The 18141-nt window shown below is 60.4% G+C and carries 16 protein-coding genes; all 16 read left to right on the top strand.

What is annotated here, in order from left to right:
* Positions 1-251: 251 nt before the first annotated feature.
* The 16 genes from mraZ (at position 252) to lpxC (ending at position 18117) form a co-directional block, all read left to right on the top strand.
* Complete coding sequence (mraZ, locus tag BLV61_RS11225) at positions 252-707, top strand: division/cell wall cluster transcriptional repressor MraZ (RefSeq protein ID WP_047532982.1); 456 nt, start codon at positions 252-254, stop codon at positions 705-707.
* Positions 704-1651, top strand: coding sequence for a 16S rRNA (cytosine(1402)-N(4))-methyltransferase RsmH (rsmH, locus tag BLV61_RS11220; protein ID WP_167361792.1), 948 nt, complete (start codon positions 704-706; stop codon positions 1649-1651). The genes mraZ and rsmH overlap by 4 nt, the downstream gene beginning before the upstream one ends.
* Complete coding sequence (gene ftsL, locus BLV61_RS11215; RefSeq protein WP_047532978.1) at positions 1648-1941, top strand: cell division protein FtsL; 294 nt, start codon at positions 1648-1650, stop codon at positions 1939-1941. The genes rsmH and ftsL overlap by 4 nt, the downstream gene beginning before the upstream one ends.
* Positions 1941-3680 (top strand): peptidoglycan D,D-transpeptidase FtsI family protein, encoded by a 1740-nt coding sequence (locus BLV61_RS11210; protein WP_177329359.1) that lies wholly within the window; start codon positions 1941-1943, stop codon positions 3678-3680. Before ftsL ends, BLV61_RS11210 begins: the two co-directional genes overlap by 1 nt.
* Positions 3680-5143: a UDP-N-acetylmuramoyl-L-alanyl-D-glutamate--2,6-diaminopimelate ligase gene (locus BLV61_RS11205; protein WP_090464939.1), complete on the top strand. Its 1464-nt coding sequence runs from the start codon at positions 3680-3682 to the stop codon at positions 5141-5143. Before BLV61_RS11210 ends, BLV61_RS11205 begins: the two co-directional genes overlap by 1 nt.
* Positions 5136-6503, top strand: a complete 1368-nt coding sequence (locus BLV61_RS11200) for a UDP-N-acetylmuramoyl-tripeptide--D-alanyl-D-alanine ligase (protein WP_047532971.1) — start codon at positions 5136-5138, stop codon at positions 6501-6503. Before BLV61_RS11205 ends, BLV61_RS11200 begins: the two co-directional genes overlap by 8 nt.
* Positions 6503-7585, top strand: a complete 1083-nt coding sequence (gene mraY, locus BLV61_RS11195; protein WP_008016698.1) for a phospho-N-acetylmuramoyl-pentapeptide-transferase — start codon at positions 6503-6505, stop codon at positions 7583-7585. The genes BLV61_RS11200 and mraY overlap by 1 nt, the downstream gene beginning before the upstream one ends.
* A 5-nt stretch (positions 7586-7590) precedes the next feature.
* A complete protein-coding gene (murD, locus tag BLV61_RS11190; RefSeq protein ID WP_090464936.1) occupies positions 7591-8937 on the top strand; it encodes a UDP-N-acetylmuramoyl-L-alanine--D-glutamate ligase in 1347 nt (448 codons plus the stop codon).
* Positions 8934-10151, top strand: a complete 1218-nt coding sequence (ftsW, locus tag BLV61_RS11185) for a putative lipid II flippase FtsW (RefSeq protein ID WP_047532961.1) — start codon at positions 8934-8936, stop codon at positions 10149-10151. Before murD ends, ftsW begins: the two co-directional genes overlap by 4 nt.
* On the top strand, positions 10141-11211 hold the full coding sequence (gene murG / locus BLV61_RS11180) for an undecaprenyldiphospho-muramoylpentapeptide beta-N-acetylglucosaminyltransferase (protein ID WP_090464934.1): 1071 nt from the start codon (positions 10141-10143) through the stop codon (positions 11209-11211). Before ftsW ends, murG begins: the two co-directional genes overlap by 11 nt.
* The gene (gene murC / locus BLV61_RS11175; protein WP_047532955.1) at positions 11204-12664 is read left to right on the top strand and encodes a UDP-N-acetylmuramate--L-alanine ligase; all 1461 of its coding nucleotides are present in this window, start codon (positions 11204-11206) and stop codon (positions 12662-12664) included. The genes murG and murC overlap by 8 nt, the downstream gene beginning before the upstream one ends.
* The gene (locus BLV61_RS11170; RefSeq protein WP_047532952.1) at positions 12661-13644 is read left to right on the top strand and encodes a D-alanine--D-alanine ligase; all 984 of its coding nucleotides are present in this window, start codon (positions 12661-12663) and stop codon (positions 13642-13644) included. The genes murC and BLV61_RS11170 overlap by 4 nt, the downstream gene beginning before the upstream one ends.
* A 4-nt stretch (positions 13645-13648) precedes the next feature.
* Entirely contained in the window at positions 13649-14515 is an 867-nt protein-coding gene (locus BLV61_RS11165; protein WP_047532949.1) for a cell division protein FtsQ/DivIB, read from the top strand.
* Between the two features lie 15 nt (positions 14516-14530).
* Entirely contained in the window at positions 14531-15790 is a 1260-nt protein-coding gene (gene ftsA, locus BLV61_RS11160) for a cell division protein FtsA (RefSeq protein ID WP_047532946.1), read from the top strand.
* A gap of 109 nt (positions 15791-15899) precedes the next feature.
* A complete protein-coding gene (gene ftsZ, locus BLV61_RS11155) occupies positions 15900-17093 on the top strand; it encodes a cell division protein FtsZ (protein WP_047532942.1) in 1194 nt (397 codons plus the stop codon).
* Between the two features lie 112 nt (positions 17094-17205).
* Positions 17206-18117 carry a UDP-3-O-acyl-N-acetylglucosamine deacetylase gene (gene lpxC, locus BLV61_RS11150; RefSeq protein WP_034149517.1) on the top strand — a complete coding sequence of 304 codons (912 nt, stop codon included), beginning with the start codon at positions 17206-17208 and terminating at the stop codon, positions 18115-18117.
* The last annotated feature ends 24 nt before the right edge of the window (positions 18118-18141 follow it).

Here is an 18141-nt window from a genome sequence, read left to right as displayed (position 1 = left end):
TTACTCTTAATAAATTACTTTAACTTCCGAATGCAGCCTTCTGTGCTGGTTCAAGTTATCGGGCAGTTTCATCTGCCAGATTCTCGTTACCCCTCCTTTTATGCTCCTAAATCTCAGTTTCGTAAGGGTTTTCCTTTACTCCGCGCCTTGACGGTGTGGTGGGCGCATTCCTATAGTGTGCGCAAGTGGCGGAAAGTGGCATGAAGTGGGTTTTTTGAGCGCAAAACGCTAATATTTGGAGAAACGCTGACGTGTTTCGCGGAGCCAACGCTATCAGTCTCGATGCAAAGGGCCGTCTCGCCATGCCGAGCCGGTACCGTGACGAGCTTGTTTCGCGTAGTTCCGGTCAGTTAATCGTCACAATTGATGCCGTTGATCCGTGCTTGTGTGTTTACCCCCTCGACGAGTGGGAAATCATTGAAACCAAACTGCGCGCACTGCCTTCGCTACGCGAAGAGAACCGCCGCCTGCAACGTTTACTGATTGGTAATGCCGTCGACCTCGAGCTCGATGGCAGTGGTCGATTTCTGGTTCCGCCGCGTCTTCGTGAATATGCCAAGTTGGATAAACGCGCGATGTTGGTAGGCCAGTTGAACAAGTTCCAATTGTGGGATGAGGATGCCTGGGATGCGGTTTCTGCCGCTGATCTGGCTGCTATTCAAGAACCGGGCGCGATGCCTGACGAACTGCGTGATTTGATCCTGTGACTATAGATAGCGGCTTTAACCACATCACCGTACTGCTTGACGAAGCCGTAGAGGCTCTCGCCGTACGTCCTGATGGCTGCTATCTGGACGGTACGTTCGGGCGCGGCGGGCACAGCCGGTTGATCCTCAGTCAGCTCGGTCCCGATGGTCGGTTGCTTGGATTCGATAAAGATCCACAGGCGATTGCCACCGGGCAGACGCTAGCGGCCGAAGACGGCCGCTTTGTCGTTGTGCAGCGCAGCTTTGCCGAGCTCGGTTCGGAAGTCGCGGATCGCGGTTTGCACGGCAAGGTCAGCGGTGTTTTGCTCGATCTGGGCGTGTCTTCGCCACAGCTTGACGATCCTGAGCGTGGCTTCAGTTTCCTCAACGACGGTCCGCTGGACATGCGCATGGACCCGTCCCGCGGGATCAGCGCCGCCGAATTCGTCAATACCGCGCCGGTGGAAGAAATTGCCCGCGTGTTCAAGGAATATGGCGAAGAGCGTTTCTCCGGTCGCATGGCCCGTGCCGTGGCCGAGCGTCGCGATATCAAGCCTTTCGAGCGTACGGCTGACCTGGCCGAAGTCCTCAAAGTCGCCAACCCGGCGTGGGAAAAGGGCAAGAACCCGGCAACCCGCGCCTTTCAGGGTTTGCGTATTCACGTCAATAACGAACTGGGTGATCTGGAAGCTGGCCTCGAAGCCGCAATGGACTGCCTGGAAGTGGGCGGTCGTCTGGTCGTGATCAGCTTCCACTCGCTGGAAGATCGCATCGTCAAACTGTTCATGCGCAAACTGGTGAAAGGCGAAGCCGATAACCTGCCGCGCAACCTGCCGGTTCGGCATGTCGCTTTCGAACCGAAAATCAAAATCCATGGCAAAGCGCAGACGGCCTCCGATGCCGAGCTCAAGGCCAACCCACGTTCCCGTAGCGCTGTCATGCGTGTGGCGGAGAAGCTGCGGTGAGCAAGCTCTTCGCCAAGCCACTGCCCGGCGGAAGCTTTTTCATGCTGCTGCTGTTTATCGGCGTGCTCGTGTCGGCGATCGGCGTGTCCTATAGCGCGCACTGGAATCGTCAGCTGCTGAACTCGCTGTACAACGAGTTGAGCGTGCGCGACAAGGCGCAGGCCGAGTGGGGGCGGTTGATTCTTGAGCAAAGCACCTGGACTGCCCACAGCCGAATCGAAGTGTTGGCCACCGAACAACTGAAAATGCACATTCCCGGTGCCGCCGAAGTGCAGATGGTGGCGCCATGATGAAACTCGAAGGCGCACTCTTTCCGTGGCGATTCCGTGTGGTGCTGGGTTTGCTCGGCGTCATGGTGATTGCGATTTGCTGGCGCATCATCGATCTGCAAGTTGTCGACCGTGACTTCCTCAAAGGTCAGGGGGACGCTCGCAGCGTTCGTCATATTCCGATCCCGGCGCACCGCGGCCTGATCACCGACCGCAACGGCGAGCCATTGGCTGTCAGTACGCCGGTGACCACCCTGTGGGCCAACGCCAAGGAAATGCAGCTGGCCAAAGAGAAGTGGCCCGCGCTGGCCGCTGCCCTGGGGCAAGACCCGAAAGCCCTGGCCGAGCGTCTTGAGGCTCAAGCCAATAAAGAATTCATTTACCTGGTGCGCGGGCTGACGCCTGAGCAAGGTCAGGCAGTGCTCGATCTGAAAGTACCGGGTGTCTACGGCATTGAAGAGTTCCGGCGTTTTTATCCGGCCGGTGAAGTGACCGCCCATATGGTTGGTTTTACCGATATCGATGACCACGGTCGTGAAGGTGTCGAGCTCGCTTATGACGAATGGCTGGCCGGAGTGCCCGGCAAACGCCAGGTCATCAAGGACCGGCGCGGCAGGTTGATCAAGGATGTTCAGGTCACCAAAAACGCCAAGGCCGGAAAGCCCTTGGCGTTGTCCATTGACTTGCGCCTGCAATATCTGGCCAACCGCGAACTGCGCAACGCGATCATCGAGAACGGTGCGAAGGCCGGTAGCCTGGTGATCATGGACGTCAAGACCGGCGAGATCCTCGCCATGGTCAACCAGCCGACCTACAACCCGAACAACCGCCGCAACCTGCAACCGGCGATGATGCGCAACCGCGCGATGATCGACGTGTTCGAACCGGGTTCGACCATGAAGGCGATCTCCATGAGCGCCGCCATCGAAACCGGGCGCTGGAAGCCGAGCGATACCGTCGAGGTGTACCCGGGCTCCTTGCAGATTGGTAAGTACACCATCAAGGACGTATCCAAGACCGAAGGTCCGGTACTCGACCTGACCGGTATTCTGATCAATTCCAGTAACGTCGGCATGAGTAAGGTCGCGTTCGATATTGGCGGCGAGACGATTTTCCGGCTGGCACAGAAAGTCGGTCTCGGTCAGGACACCGGTCTGGGCTTCCCCGGCGAACGTGTCGGCAACCTGCCGAACTACCGCGAATGGCGCAAGGCCGAAACCGCCACGCTGTCCTACGGCTACGGTATTTCGGTGACGGCGATCCAGTTGGTTCACGCGTTTTCGGCACTGGCCAACAATGGCCGTCTCGCGCCACTGACCCTGATCAAAACCGACAAGGCTCCGCAAACGACCCAGGTGTTGCCGGAAGCGGTCGCGAAGACGATGCAAGGCATGCTGCAGCAAGTGATCGAAGCCCCGCGCGGTGTGTTCCGTGCTCAGGTGCCGGCGTATCACGTGGGCGGCAAATCGGGTACCGCGCGTAAAACATCGGTGGGTACCAAAGGTTATGCCGAGAACTCCTACCGTTCGCTGTTCGCCGGCTTCGGCCCGATGAGCGATCCGCGTTACGCCATCGTGGTTGTTATCGATGAGCCAACCAAGGCCGGTTACTTCGGTGGTCTGGTATCGGCGCCGGTGTTCAGTCGCGTGATGTCCGGCACCCTACGCCTGATGAACGTCACTCCGGACAACCTGCCGCCCACTCAACAAGCGAACGCAACGCCGGTTGTTCCACTGAAAGCCAATGGAGGGCGCGGCTGATGTCATTAAGTCTGAACAAGATTTTCCCCCACGCCGGCCACGATCTGTTGATCCGTGAATTGGCGCTGGACAGTCGTAACGTCCGCGCCGGTGACCTGTTCCTCGCGGTACCGGGCGGCAAATTCGACGGTCGTGCACACATCGCCGACGCTCTGGCGCGCGGCGCTGCCGCCGTGGCTTATGAAGTGGAAGGCGCCACCGTGCTGCCGATCACCGAAGTGCCATTGATTCCGGTCAAAGGCCTGGCGGCACAACTTTCGGACATCGCCGGGCGTTTTTACGGTGAGCCGAGTCATCATCTGAACCTGATCGGCGTGACCGGTACCAACGGCAAAACCAGTGTGACTCAGCTGGTTGCCCAGGCGCTGGACCTGCTCGGTCAGCACTGCGGTATCGTTGGCACCCTGGGTACCGGTTTCTACGGCGCGCTGCAAAGCGGCCTGCATACCACGCCGAATCCAATCGCCATGCAAGCCACCCTGGCTGACCTTAAAAAGGCCGGGGCCAAAGCCGTGGCGATGGAAGTCTCTTCCCATGGTCTGGATCAGGGCCGTGTGACTGCTTTGGCGTTCGATGTGGCCGTGATGACCAATCTGTCCCGGGATCACCTGGATTACCACGGCACCATGCAGGCCTACGGCGACGCCAAGGCCAAGCTGTTTGCCTGGAACGACTTGAAGTGCCGGGTCGTTAACCTTGATGACGACTTCGGCCGGCAACTGGCGGCCGAAAAACGTGAGTCGCGGTTGATCACCTACAGCCTCGAAGACTCCAGTGCCTATCTGTATTGCCGCGAAGCGCAATTCGACGACGAAGGTGTGCGCGCCACACTGGTGACCCCACAAGGCGAGCACCACCTGCGCAGCACGCTGCTTGGCCGTTTCAACCTGAGCAACGTGCTGGCGGCGGTTGGCGCCTTGCTCGGCCTGGATTACGCGCTGGACGAAATTCTCAAGGTTCTGCCGAAGCTCGAAGGTCCGGCCGGTCGCATGCAGCGCCTGGGCGGCGGCACTCAGCCGTTGGTCGTGGTCGATTATGCCCACACCCCGGATGCGCTGGAAAAAGTCCTGACAGCCCTGCGTCCGCATGTCAAAGGACGGCTGCTTTGCCTGTTCGGCTGTGGCGGCGACCGCGATCGCGGCAAGCGTCCGCTGATGGCTGAAGTGGTCGAGCGTCTGGCCGATGGTGTGCTGGTGACCGATGACAACCCGCGCACGGAAGACCCTTCGGTGATTTTCGATGACATCCGCGCCGGTTTCACGGCTGTGGATAACGTGACCTTCGTCGCCGGTCGTGGCCAGGCCATTGCCCAGCTGATTGCCAGTGCCTCGGCGGATGACGTGATCGTGCTGGCCGGTAAAGGTCACGAGGACTATCAGGAAATCAATGGCGAGCGTCACGCCTTCTCTGATCTGGTCGAGGCTGATCATGCCTTGACCGCGTGGGAGGTGGCCCATGCTTAAGGCCTTGAAACTCAGCGAACTGACTGGCGCGCTGAATGCTCGCCTGGTCGGTGCCGATGTCAGCTTCGACGGCGTCAGCATCGACAGTCGCGCGATCAAGCCGGGGCAACTGTTTATTGCGCTGACAGGCCCGCGTTTCGATGGTCATGACTATCTGAATGATGTCGCGGCAAAAGGCGCGGTGGCAGCACTGGTCGAGCGCGAAATCGCCCACAGCACGCTGCCGCAATTGGTGGTCAGCGATACCCGCCAGGCGCTGGGTCAACTGGGCGCGCTCAACCGTGCGGCCTACACCCATCCAGTCGCGGCCGTCACCGGTTCCAGCGGCAAGACCACGGTCAAGGAAATGCTCGCGAGCATCCTGCGTACCCGTGGTCCGGTGCTGGCAACCCGTGGCAACTTGAACAACGACCTCGGCGTACCGTTGACCCTGCTGGAACTGGCGCCGGAACACACGGCTGCCGTGATCGAACTCGGTGCTTCGCGTCTCGGCGAAATTGCCTACACCGTCGGCATGACCAAGCCGCATGTGGCCATTCTCAACAATGCCGGGACCGCCCATGTCGGCGAGTTCGGCGGGCCGGAAAAAATCGTCGAGGCCAAGGGCGAGATTATTGAAGGGCTCGATGCCGATGGCGTCGCCGTTCTGAATCTGGACGACAAGGCTTTCGACATCTGGAAGGCTCGCGCCGCTGGTCGCAAAGTGCTGACGTTTGCCCTGAGCAACGTTAACGCAGACTTCCATGCGAGCGACCTTGGCCATGATGCTCGCGGCTGCCCGGCATTCAATCTGCACAGCCCCGAAGGCGTGGAGCACGTTCAACTGAACCTGCTCGGCACCCATAACGTCGCCAATGCCATGGCCGCTGCGGCCGCCGCCCATGCCTTGGGCGTTTCGCTGTTCGGCATTGCGACAGGCCTCGGCGCGGTACAGCCGGTCAAGGGCCGGACCGTCGCGCAACTGGCCAGCAATGGCATGCGCGTGATCGATGACACTTACAACGCGAACCCCACCTCGATGTGCGCGGCGGTTGATATACTCGCCGGCTTTTCCGGTCGCACCGTTCTGGTGCTCGGAGATATCGGCGAGTTGGGCGACTGGGCGGAGCAGGGGCACCGCGACGTGGGCGAATACGCCCGTGGCAAGGTTTCTGCGCTGTACGCCGTCGGGCCGATGATGGTCCACGCCGTCAACGCCTTCGGTCCTCAAGCCTTTCACTTCAGCACGCAGGCTGAACTGATCAAGGCCCTGGACGCAGAGCAAGACACAAACACCACCATTTTGATCAAGGGCTCGCGCAGCGCCGCGATGGAAAACATCGTTGCCGCCTTGTGCGGGACCCGTCTGGAGAAACATTAATGCTGCTGCTGCTAGCGGAGTATCTGCAACAGTTCTACAAAGGCTTCGCGGTCTTCCAGTACCTGACCCTGCGCGGGATCCTCGGTGTGCTGACCGCGCTGGTTTTGTCGCTGTGCTATGGCCCGTGGATGATCCGCACCTTGCAGAACCGTCAGATCGGTCAATCCGTTCGCAACGATGGTCCGCAATCGCACCTGTCCAAATCGGGCACGCCGACCATGGGCGGTGCACTGATTCTTTCGTCCATCGGCGTCAGCACGCTGCTGTGGGCTGACCTGACCAACCGTTATGTCTGGGTGGTGTTGCTGGTGACGTTGCTGTTCGGCGCCATCGGCTGGGTCGACGACTACCGCAAAGTGATCGAGAAGAACTCCCGCGGCTTGCCAAGCCGCTGGAAGTATTTCTGGCAATCGGTATTCGGTCTCGGCGCGGCGATCTTCCTTTACATGACTGCCGCCACTCCGGTGGAAACCACCCTGATCCTGCCGATGCTCAAGGACTACAGCATTCCGCTGGGCGCAGGCTTCATCGTCCTGACCTACTTCGTGATCGTCGGATCGAGCAACGCGGTTAACCTGACCGATGGTCTCGACGGCCTGGCGATCATGCCGACCGTGATGGTCGGCGGCGGCCTGGGGATCTTCTGCTACCTGTCGGGTAACGTGAAGTTCGCCGAATACCTGCTGATTCCCTACGTACCGGGGGCGGGTGAGCTGATCGTCTTTTGCGGCGCGCTGATCGGTGCCGGCCTGGGTTTCCTCTGGTTCAACACCTATCCGGCCCAGGTCTTCATGGGCGACGTCGGCGCGCTGGCACTGGGCGCGGCCCTGGGCACCATCGCCGTGATCGTCCGTCAGGAGATCGTCCTGTTCATCATGGGCGGCGTGTTCGTGATGGAAACCCTGTCAGTCGTCATTCAGGTTGCCTCTTTTAAACTGACCGGTCGCCGTGTATTCCGCATGGCGCCGATTCACCACCACTTTGAACTCAAGGGCTGGCCCGAGCCGCGCGTGATCGTCCGTTTCTGGATCATCACCGTGATTCTCGTGCTGATCGGCCTTGCCACCCTGAAGCTGAGGTAGAACGAGTGTCTCTGATCGCTTCTGACCACTTCCGCATCGTTGTCGGCCTCGGCAAGAGCGGCATGTCCCTGGTTCGCTTCCTGGCGAACCGGGGCGTGGCCTTTGCCGTGGCCGATACGCGGGAAAATCCACCGGAACTGGCCACGCTCAAGCGTGACTATCCGCACGTGGAAGTGCGATGTGGCGAGCTGGACGTGGAATTCCTGTGCCGTGCCGACGAGCTTTACGTGAGCCCCGGCCTGGCGCTGGCGACCCCGGCCCTGCAGGCCGCCGCCGCCCGTGGCGTAAAATTGTCCGGCGACATCGAGCTGTTCGCGCGTAACGCGAAGGCACCGATCGTAGCCATCAGCGGTTCCAACGCGAAAAGCACCGTGACCACCCTGGTCGGCGAGATGGCGGCAGCGGCCGGCAAGCGTGTCGCCGTTGGCGGCAACCTTGGCACACCGGCGCTGGACCTGCTCAGCGATGACATTGAGCTGTACGTGATGGAACTGTCGAGCTTCCAGCTCGAAACCACCGACCAACTCGATGCTGAAGTGGCGACGGTACTCAACATCAGCGAAGACCATATGGACCGCTACAGCGGTCTGCCGGCTTATCACCTGGCCAAGCACCGGATTTTCCGTGGTGCCAGACAGTTCGTGGTCAACCGTCAGGATGCCTTGAGCCGTCCCCTGATGGGCGAGGGGCAGCCGTGCTGGACCTTCGGTTTGGGCAAGCCCGATTTCAAGGGCTTTGGTATCCGCGAGGAAAACGGCGAGAAGTACCTGGCCTTCGAATTCCAGAACCTGATGCCGGTGCGCGAGCTCAAGATTCGGGGCGCCCATAACCAGTCCAACGCCTTGGCGGCCTTGGCGCTGGGGCACGCCGTCGGTCTGCCCTTCGATGCCATGCTGTCGAGCCTGCGTACTTTCGCTGGCCTCGAGCACCGCTGCCAATGGGTCCGAGATCTCGATGGCGTAAGTTATTACAACGATTCCAAAGCCACCAACGTCGGCGCTGCACTGGCCGCGATTGAAGGTCTGGGCGCGGACATCGACGGTAAACTCGTGCTGATCGCCGGTGGCGATGGCAAGGGTGCCGAGTTCAAGGACCTGCGTGATCCCGTGGCGGCCAACTGCCGCGCCGTGATCCTGATGGGTCGCGATTCCGACAAGATCGGTGAGGCCATCGGCGATGCCGTGCCGCTGATTCGTGTCGGTTCGCTGATCGAAGCGGTCGAGCATTGCCGTGCTGTCGCCGAACCGGGCGACGCAGTGTTGCTGTCTCCGGCCTGCGCCAGTTTCGACATGTTCAAGAACTACGAAGACCGTGGTCACCAGTTCGTCCGCGCTGTGGAGGAACTGGCATGAGCCTGAGAAACATCATCAAGCCGTACCCGTCGCCGATCATCACCGGACGCGGAATCGACCTCGATTTTCCGATGCTCGCCGGCTGCCTGACATTGCTCGGTCTCGGGTTGATCATGATTGCCTCGGCATCGACCGAAGTGGCGGCGGTGCAGTCGGGCAGCGCTCTGTATTACATGATTCGCCACCTTATCTACGTCGTACTCGGCCTTGGCGCCTGCATCGTCACCATGATGATTCCGATCGCGACCTGGCAACGCCTGGGCTGGCTCATGCTGATCGGCGCGTTCGGTTTGCTGGTGATGGTGATCATTCCGGGCATCGGCCGTGAAGTGAACGGTTCGATGCGCTGGATCGGCTTCAGCTTCTTCAACGTTCAGCCTTCCGAGATCGCCAAGGTGTTCGTGGTGATCTACCTCGCCGGTTATCTGGTGCGTCGCCAGAAAGAAGTGCGTGAAAGCTGGATGGGCTTCTTCAAGCCATTCATCGTTCTGTTGCCGATGGCCGGCCTGTTGCTGATGGAGCCGGACTTCGGGGCCACTGTCGTGATGATGGGGGCTGCTGCGGCGATGCTGTTCCTCGGCGGAGTGGGGCTGTTCCGTTTCTCCCTGATGGTCGTGCTGGCCGTTGGCGCGGTGGTGTTGCTGATCCAGATGCAGCCTTATCGAATGGCGCGACTGACCAACTTTGCCGACCCGTGGGCCGACCAGTTCGGTGCCGGTTATCAGTTGTCCCAGGCATTGATCGCCTTCGGTCGCGGCGAATGGCTGGGTGTTGGCCTGGGCAACAGCGTGCAGAAACAGTTCTACCTGCCGGAGGCCCACACCGACTTCGTGTTCTCGGTTTTGGCCGAAGAGCTGGGTGCCGTGGGTTCGTTGTGCACGGTGGCGCTGTTCGTGTTCGTCTGTATTCGCGGTATGTACATCGGCTTGTGGGCCGAGAAGGCCAAGCAGTTCTTCGCGGCCTATGTCGCCTACGGTTTGTCGTTCCTGTGGATCGGTCAGTTCCTGATCAATATCGGCGTGAACGTCGGTCTGCTGCCGACCAAAGGCCTGACGCTGCCGTTCCTCAGTTATGGCGGCAGTTCGTTGGTGATCTGCTGTGCCTGTCTCGGCTTGTTGCTGCGCATCGAGTGGGAGAGTCGAACCCACCTGGGCAGCGAGGAGATGGAGTTCCATGAGAGCGACTTCGCCGAGGAGCCGAACCATGGGCGCTAACGTCTTGATCATGGCCGGCGGCACCGGTGGCCACGTGTTCCCGGCGCTGGCCTGTGCGCGTGAGTTTCAGTCTCGCGGTTACACCGTGCACTGGCTCGGTACGCCGCGTGGCATTGAAAACGATCTGGTCCCGGCGGCCGGCATCGAGCTGCATCGGATCAATGCCAGCGGCCTGCGCGGCAAGGGCAAGTTGTCGCTGCTCAAGGCGCCGTTCATGTTGCTCAAGTCGGTCTGGCAGGCACGAGCGATCATTCGCCGGTTGCGGCCGGTCTGTGTCGTCGGTTTTGGCGGCTTTGTGACCGGTCCCGGGGGCGTTGCCGCCAAGTTGGCCGGTGTTCCGGTGATCGTTCACGAGCAGAACGCCGTGGCAGGTACCGCCAATCGGTTGCTGGTGCCGTTGGCCGCCCGGGTCTGTGAAGCCTTCCCCGACACCTTTACCCTGTCGGGCAGCCGTCGGACCACCGGTAACCCGGTGCGCCCCGAGCTGTTCCTCGAAACACCGCGACCAGCCCTGGCCGGTCGCAAGGCGCGTTTGCTGATCCTGGGCGGAAGCCTGGGCGCAGAACCGTTGAACAAGTTGCTGCCTGAAGCCCTGTCGCAAGTCGCCGTCGACTTGCGACCGGAAGTGTTCCATCAGGCTGGCAAAAACCACGATGAAGTGACTGCAGAGCGTTATCGCGCGGCTGGCGTCGAGGCGCAAGTGCAGCCCTTTATCAAAGACATGGCCCAAGCCTATGGCTGGGCCGACCTGGTGGTGTGCCGCGCAGGTGCGCTGACCATCAGTGAACTGGCCGCCGCCGGTCTGCCCTCGATGCTGGTGCCTTTGCCCCACGCGATCGACGATCACCAGACCCGCAACGCCGATTATTTGGCCCGTGAAGGTGCAGCCTTCCTGATGCCGCAAAGAACGACTGGCGCAGCGGATCTTGCCGCGCGCCTGACAGAGGTCCTGATGCAACCACAACGACTCAACGATATGGCTACTGCGGCCCGCCGCCTGGCCAAACCCGATGCCACCCGTAACGTGGTCGATACCTGTCTGGAGGTGGCCCATGGTTGAGAATCAGAAAGCCATGCCACAACCGGAAATGCGCCGCATCCGTCGCATCCACTTCGTCGGGATCGGCGGCGTGGGCATGTGCGGGATCGCCGAAGTGTTGTTGAACCTGGGCTATGAAGTGTCCGGTTCCGACCTGAAGGCATCGCCAGTCACTGAGCGTCTGGAATCGTTTGGCGCGCATATTTTCATCGGCCATCGCGCCGAAAACGCGGCCACCGCCGATGTGCTGGTGGTGTCGAGTGCCGTGAACACGTCCAACCCGGAAGTCGCCACCGCGCTGGAGCGCCGCATTCCAGTGGTGCCTCGTGCAGAAATGCTGGCTGAACTGATGCGCTATCGCCACGGCATCGCCGTCGCCGGTACTCACGGCAAAACCACCACCACCAGCCTGATCGCTTCGGTGTTCGCGGCCGGTGGCCTGGACCCGACGTTCGTGATCGGTGGCCGTTTGAATGCCGCGGGCACCAATGCCCAGCTCGGCACCAGCCGTTACCTGATCGCCGAAGCCGACGAGAGCGACGCGAGTTTCCTGCACCTGCAGCCGCTGGTGGCCGTGGTCACCAACATCGACGCGGACCACATGGCGACCTACGACGGTGACTTCAACAAACTGAAGAAAACCTTCGTCGAGTTCCTTCACAACCTGCCGTTCTACGGTTTGGCGGTGGTGTGCCTGGACGATCCGGTGGTGCGTGAAATCCTGCCGCTGGTCAAACGTCCTACCGTCACCTACGGCTTCGGCGATGACTGCGATGTACGCGCTATCAACGTGCGCCAGCAAGGCATGCAGACTTTCTTCACCGTGCTGCGCCCCGATCGCGAGCCGCTGGATGTCTCGGTCAACATGCCGGGCAACCACAACGTGCTGAACGCGCTGGCCACCATCTGCATCGCCACCGACGAAGGTGTCAGCGATGAAGCCATCGTCCAGGGGCTGTCCGGGTTCCAGGGCGTTGGCCGGCGCTTCCAGGTCTACGGCGAACTGCCGGTAGAGGGCGGCAACGTGATGCTGGTGGACGACTACGGTCACCACCCGACCGAAGTCGCGGCGGTCATCAAGGCGGTACGCGGTGGCTGGCCGGAGCGTCGTCTGGTGATGGTTTACCAGCCGCACCGCTACAGCCGCACACGCGATCTGTACGACGATTTCGTCAATGTACTGGCCGACGCCAATGTGCTGCTGCTGATGGAAGTCTATCCGGCGGGCGAAGAGCCAATCCCGGGTGCCGACAGCCGCAAGCTGTGCAACAGCATCCGCCAGCGCGGCCAGCTCGACCCGATCTACATCGATCGCGGCGTGGACCTCGCGCCAATCGTCAAGCCGCTGCTGCGCGCCGGCGACATTCTGTTGTGCCAGGGTGCCGGTGACATCGGTGGCCTTGCACCAAAACTGTTGAAGAGTGAGTTGTTCGCTGGCGCCGTCGCGGCGTCGGTCGAGGGGAAGTTGAAATGACTGCTGCTTACGCCAACCTCGTCTCCACCGTCGAGCCGAAAGATTTCGGCCGGGTCGCCGTGCTGTTCGGTGGCAAGAGTGCCGAGCGCGAAGTGTCCCTGAAGTCGGGCAACGCCGTTCTCGATGCGCTGCAAAGTGCGGGTGTGGACGCGTTCGGTCTCGACGTGGGCGATGACCTTCTGCAGCGACTGATGAGCGAAAAAATCGATCGCGCCTTCATCATCCTCCACGGTCGTGGCGGTGAAGACGGCAGCATGCAAGGCCTGCTCGAATGCCTGGGCATTCCGTACACCGGCAGTGGCATCCTTGCTTCGGCACTGGCCATGGACAAGCTGCGCACCAAGCAGGTCTGGCACAGCCTGGGCATTCCGACGCCACGTCACGCGGTACTGAGCAGCGAGGCCGATTGTATTTCGGCGGCGACGGAACTGGGCTTCCCTTTGATCGTCAAACCGGCCCATGAAGGTTCAAGTATCGGGATGGCCAAAGTGACTTCCACGTCCGAGTTGATCGACGCCTGGAAAGCGGCCAGTACCTACGATTCGCAAGTGTTGGTCGAGCAATGGATTCAAGGTCCCGAGTTCACCATCGCCACCCTGCGTGACCAGGTGTTGCCACCGATTGCCCTGGGCACGACGCACAGTTTCTACGACTACGACGCCAAGTACATCGCCAACGATACCCAGTACCGCATTCCGTGCGGTCTGGACAGCGCTAAGGAAAAGGAACTCATGGACCTCACGGCGAAAGCCTGTGAGGCGCTGGGTATCGCCGGTTGGGGCAGGGCGGACGTGATGCAGGACGCCGAAGGGCAGTTCTGGTTCCTGGAGGTCAACACTGCACCGGGCATGACCGATCACAGTCTGGTTCCGATGGCGGCCCGTGCCGCCGGTCTGGATTTCCAGCAACTGGTTCTGGCCATCCTGGCTGCGAGCGTTGCCGGCAACACGGCTGGCAACCAAGAGTCGACGCGAGGTTAAGACCATGCAAGGCGCACAGCTAAGACATCAGCCACCCGCTCCCGGCCGCAAGCCGGTGCCGCGGGGTGCCAGCCGAATGGTGGCCAAAGAGCCGATGTCCGCGCGCCTGCCGAAAGCCAATTTTGGTTTTCTCAAAGCCTTGTTCTGGCCGGTGCTGCTGGTCGCATTGGGTTTCGGGACTTACGAAGGCGCGCAGCGTTTGTTGCCGTACGCCGACCGGCCGATCACCAAGATCAACGTGCAGGGCGACTTGAGCTACATCAGCCAGCAAGCCGTGCAGCAGCGGATCGCCCCGTACGTGGCGTCGAGCTTCTTCACCATCGACCTGGCGAGCATGCGCACCGAGCTGGAACAAATGCCATGGATTGCCCACGCCGAAGTGCGGCGGGTGTGGCCGGATCAAGTGGTGATCCGCCTGGAAGAGCAACTGCCGGTGGCCCGCTGGGGCGACGAGTCGCTGTTGAACAACCAGGGTCAGGCGTTCACTCCGCGCGAGTTGGCGAACTACGAACACTTGCCTCAGCTGTTTGGTCCACAACGGGCTCAACAGCAAGTGATGCAGCAATACCAGGTGTTGAGCCAGATGCTCAGGCCGCTGGGCTTTTCGATTGCACGCCTGGAGCTGCGTGAACGTGGCAGCTGGTTCCTGACCACCGGCCCCGGCAGTTCGGGCCCCGGTATCGAACTGTTGCTGGGACGCGGCAACCTGGTGGAAAAGATGCGCCGCTTCATTGCCATCTATGACAAGACGCTCAAAGAACAGATTACGAACATTGCGCGCATCGATCTGCGCTATGCCAACGGCCTCGCTGTTGGCTGGCGGGAACCTGTAGCGCCCACGACAGCCCAACCCGCTGTCGCGAAGAATTAAGAAGAGGCAGGACCCATGGCAAACGTGCAAAGCGGCAAAATGATCGTCGGTCTCGATATCGGCACCTCCAAGGTGGTGGCGCTGGTAGGCGAGGTTGCGGACGACGGCACGCTGGAAATCGTCGGGATCGGTACCCATCCGTCCCGTGGCCTGAAGAAAGGCGTGGTGGTGAACATCGAGTCCACCGTGCAGTCGATCCAGCGCGCGATCGAAGAAGCACAGCTGATGGCGGGCTGCCGTATTCATTCGGCGTTCGTCGGTGTAGCGGGCAATCACATCCGCAGCCTGAACTCCCACGGCATCGTGGCGATTCGTGATCGCGAAGTCAGCTCCGCGGACCTCGAGCGCGTACTCGACGCTGCCCAGGCCGTGGCGATCCCGGCTGACCAGCGCGTGCTGCACACCCTGCCGCAGGATTACGTGATCGACAACCAGGAAGGCGTCCGCGAGCCGTTGGGCATGTCCGGCGTGCGTCTGGAAGCCAAGGTTCATGTGGTCACCTGCGCCGTCAACGCCGCACAGAACATTGAAAAGTGCGTGCGCCGCTGCGGTCTGGAAATCGACGACATCATTCTCGAGCAACTGGCTTCCGCCTATTCGGTACTGACCGACGACGAGAAAGAACTGGGCGTGTGCCTGGTCGACATCGGCGGCGGCACCACCGACATCGCCATCTTCACCGAAGGCGCGATCCGCCATACCGCCGTGATCCCGATTGCGGGCGATCAGGTGACCAACGACATCGCCATGGCGTTGCGCACTCCGACCCAGTACGCCGAAGAAATCAAGATCCGCTACGCCTGCGCCCTGGCCAAACTGGCTGGCGCCGGTGAAACGATCAAGGTGCCAAGCGTTGGCGACCGTCCACCTCGCGAGCTGTCCCGTCAGGCCCTGGCCGAAGTGGTCGAGCCGCGTTACGACGAACTGTTCACGCTGATCCAGGCCGAACTGCGTCGCAGTGGCTACGAAGACCTTATCCCGGCCGGGATCGTGCTGACCGGTGGTACGTCGAAAATGGAAGGCGCCACCGAACTGGCCGAGGAAATCTTCCACATGCCGGTGCGCCTGGGCGTGCCGCATGGCGTCAAAGGCCTGGATGACGTGGTCCGCAACCCGATTTATTCCACCGGCGTTGGCCTGTTGATGTACGGCCTGCAGAAGCAATCCGACGGCATTTCGTTCTCGGGCATCGGCAGTCGCGACAGCTACAGCAACGAAGAACCGAAAGGCGCCTTGCTCGATCGCATCAAGAGCTGGGTCCAGGGCAATTTCTAAAAGCAGCTTCAAGCCACAAGCTTCAAGCGGCAAGAGCAGAGCAAAGTGGTAAAGCGGCAGGCAGCAAAAGCAGTAGGCGAAAAACTAGAGAACGTAAAGGAGAGGGAAAATGTTCGAACTCGTAGACAACATCCCCGCAAGCCCGGTTATTAAAGTTATCGGTGTTGGCGGTGGCGGCGGCAACGCCGTGAATCACATGGTCAAGAGCAACATTGAAGGCGTTGAGTTCATCTGCGCCAACACTGATGCCCAGGCGCTGAAAAGCATTGGCGCGCGGACCATCCTTCAACTGGGTACCGGCGTGACCAAGGGTCTGGGCGCTGGCGCCAACCCTGAAGTAGGTCGTCAGGCCGCTCTCGAAGATCGTGAGCGCATTGCCGAAGTCCTGCAGGGCACCAACATGGTGTTCATCACCACTGGCATGGGCGGCGGTACCGGTACCGGTGCTGCGCCGATCATTGCTGAAGTGGCCAAGGAAATGGGGATCCTCACCGTTGCGGTGGTGACCCGTCCGTTCCCGTTCGAAGGTCGCAAACGCATGCAGATCGCCGATGAAGGCATCCGTCTGCTTTCCGAAAGCGTCGACTCGTTGATCACCATTCCCAACGAGAAGCTGCTGACCATCCTCGGTAAAGACGCCAGCCTGCTGTCGGCTTTCGCCAAGGCTGACGATGTACTGGCCGGTGCCGTTCGCGGTATCTCCGACATCATCAAGCGTCCGGGCATGATCAACGTCGACTTCGCCGACGTACGTACCGTAATGAGCGAAATGGGCATGGCGATGATGGGCACTGGCTGCGCCAGCGGTCCGAACCGTGCGCGTGAGGCGACTGAAGCCGCCATTCGCAACCCGTTGCTCGAAGACGTGAACCTGCAAGGTGCACGCGGCATCCTGGTGAACATCACCGCCGGTCCTGACCTGTCCCTGGGTGAGTACTCCGACGTGGGTAGCATCATCGAAGCCTTCGCTTCCGAGCACGCAATGGTCAAGGTCGGTACCGTTATCGATCCGGACATGCGCGACGAGTTGCACGTGACTGTGGTTGCCACTGGTCTGGGCGCAAAAATCGAGAAGCCTGTGAAGGTTATCGACAATACCGTTCACACCTCGATGGCTTCGCAGCCACAACAGCAAGCCCCTGCTCGTCAGGAAGCTCCAGCGGTGAACTACCGTGACCTGGACCGTCCGACCGTCATGCGCAACCAGGCTCAGGCCGGTGCTGCGACTGCCGCGAAGATGAATCCGCAAGATGATCTGGACTACCTGGATATCCCGGCATTCCTGCGTCGTCAGGCCGATTGATGAAATGTATCAGGGCTATGAAGGTGATTGGTGTTCAGCAAAGGCGTGGTCTGCTATCATCGCCAGCCTTTGTTGATACCAGTTCGCAATTTGCGCTGAAGCGGCCCAAGCCATGATTAAACAACGCACACTGAAAAATATTATCCGTGCCACAGGTGTAGGTCTGCACTCCGGGGAGAAGGTCTATCTGACCCTCAAGCCTGCGCCTGTCGACACCGGCATCGTGTTTGTTCGTGCCGACCTGGACCCTGCGGTGCAGATCCCTGCCCGCGCGGAAAACGTTGGTGAAACCACGATGTCGACCACCTTGGTCAACGGTGACACCAAAGTGGATACGGTGGAGCACTTGCTCTCGGCCATGGCTGGCCTGGGCATCGATAACGCCTACGTCGAGCTCTCCGCGTCCGAAGTCCCGATCATGGATGGTAGCGCTGGACCCTTCGTATTTCTGATTCAGTCGGCTGGCCTGGAAGAACAGGACGCCGCCAAGAAGTTCATCCGTATCCTGCGTGAAGTGACAGTGGAAGACGGCGACAAGCGCGCCACTTTCGTCCCTTTCGAAGGCTTCAAGGTGAGCTTCGAGATCGATTTTGATCACCCGGTTTTCCGTGACCGCACACAAAGTGCAAGCGTGGATTTTTCCAGCACTTCGTTCGTAAAAGAAGTCAGCCGCGCCCGTACCTTTGGTTTCATGAGTGACATCGAGTACCTGCGCAAGCACAACCTCGCACTCGGCGGCAGCGTTGAAAACGCTATTGTGGTCGACGCGGATGGTGTACTGAACGAAGACGGCCTTCGCTATGAAGACGAATTCGTGAAGCACAAGATCCTCGATGCAATTGGTGACCTCTACCTGTTGGGCAATAGCCTGATTGGTGAGTTCAAGGGCTTCAAGTCCGGGCATGCATTGAACAACCAGCTGCTGCGCAAGTTGATTGAGCAGACAGATGCTTGGGAAGTCGTGACTTTCGAAGACGCCAGCACTGCACCGATCTCTTACATGCGTCCTGTTGCGGCCGTGTAAGTAAAAAATCTCTCTAGTTTTTTG

Origin of the sequence: Pseudomonas mohnii, from assembly GCF_900105115.1 — a bacterium.
Classification (GTDB): Bacteria; Pseudomonadota; Gammaproteobacteria; order Pseudomonadales; family Pseudomonadaceae; genus Aquipseudomonas; species Aquipseudomonas mohnii.
Note: the sequence above shows the minus strand (reverse complement) of the source record. Positions and strands in the feature narration are given on the sequence as shown.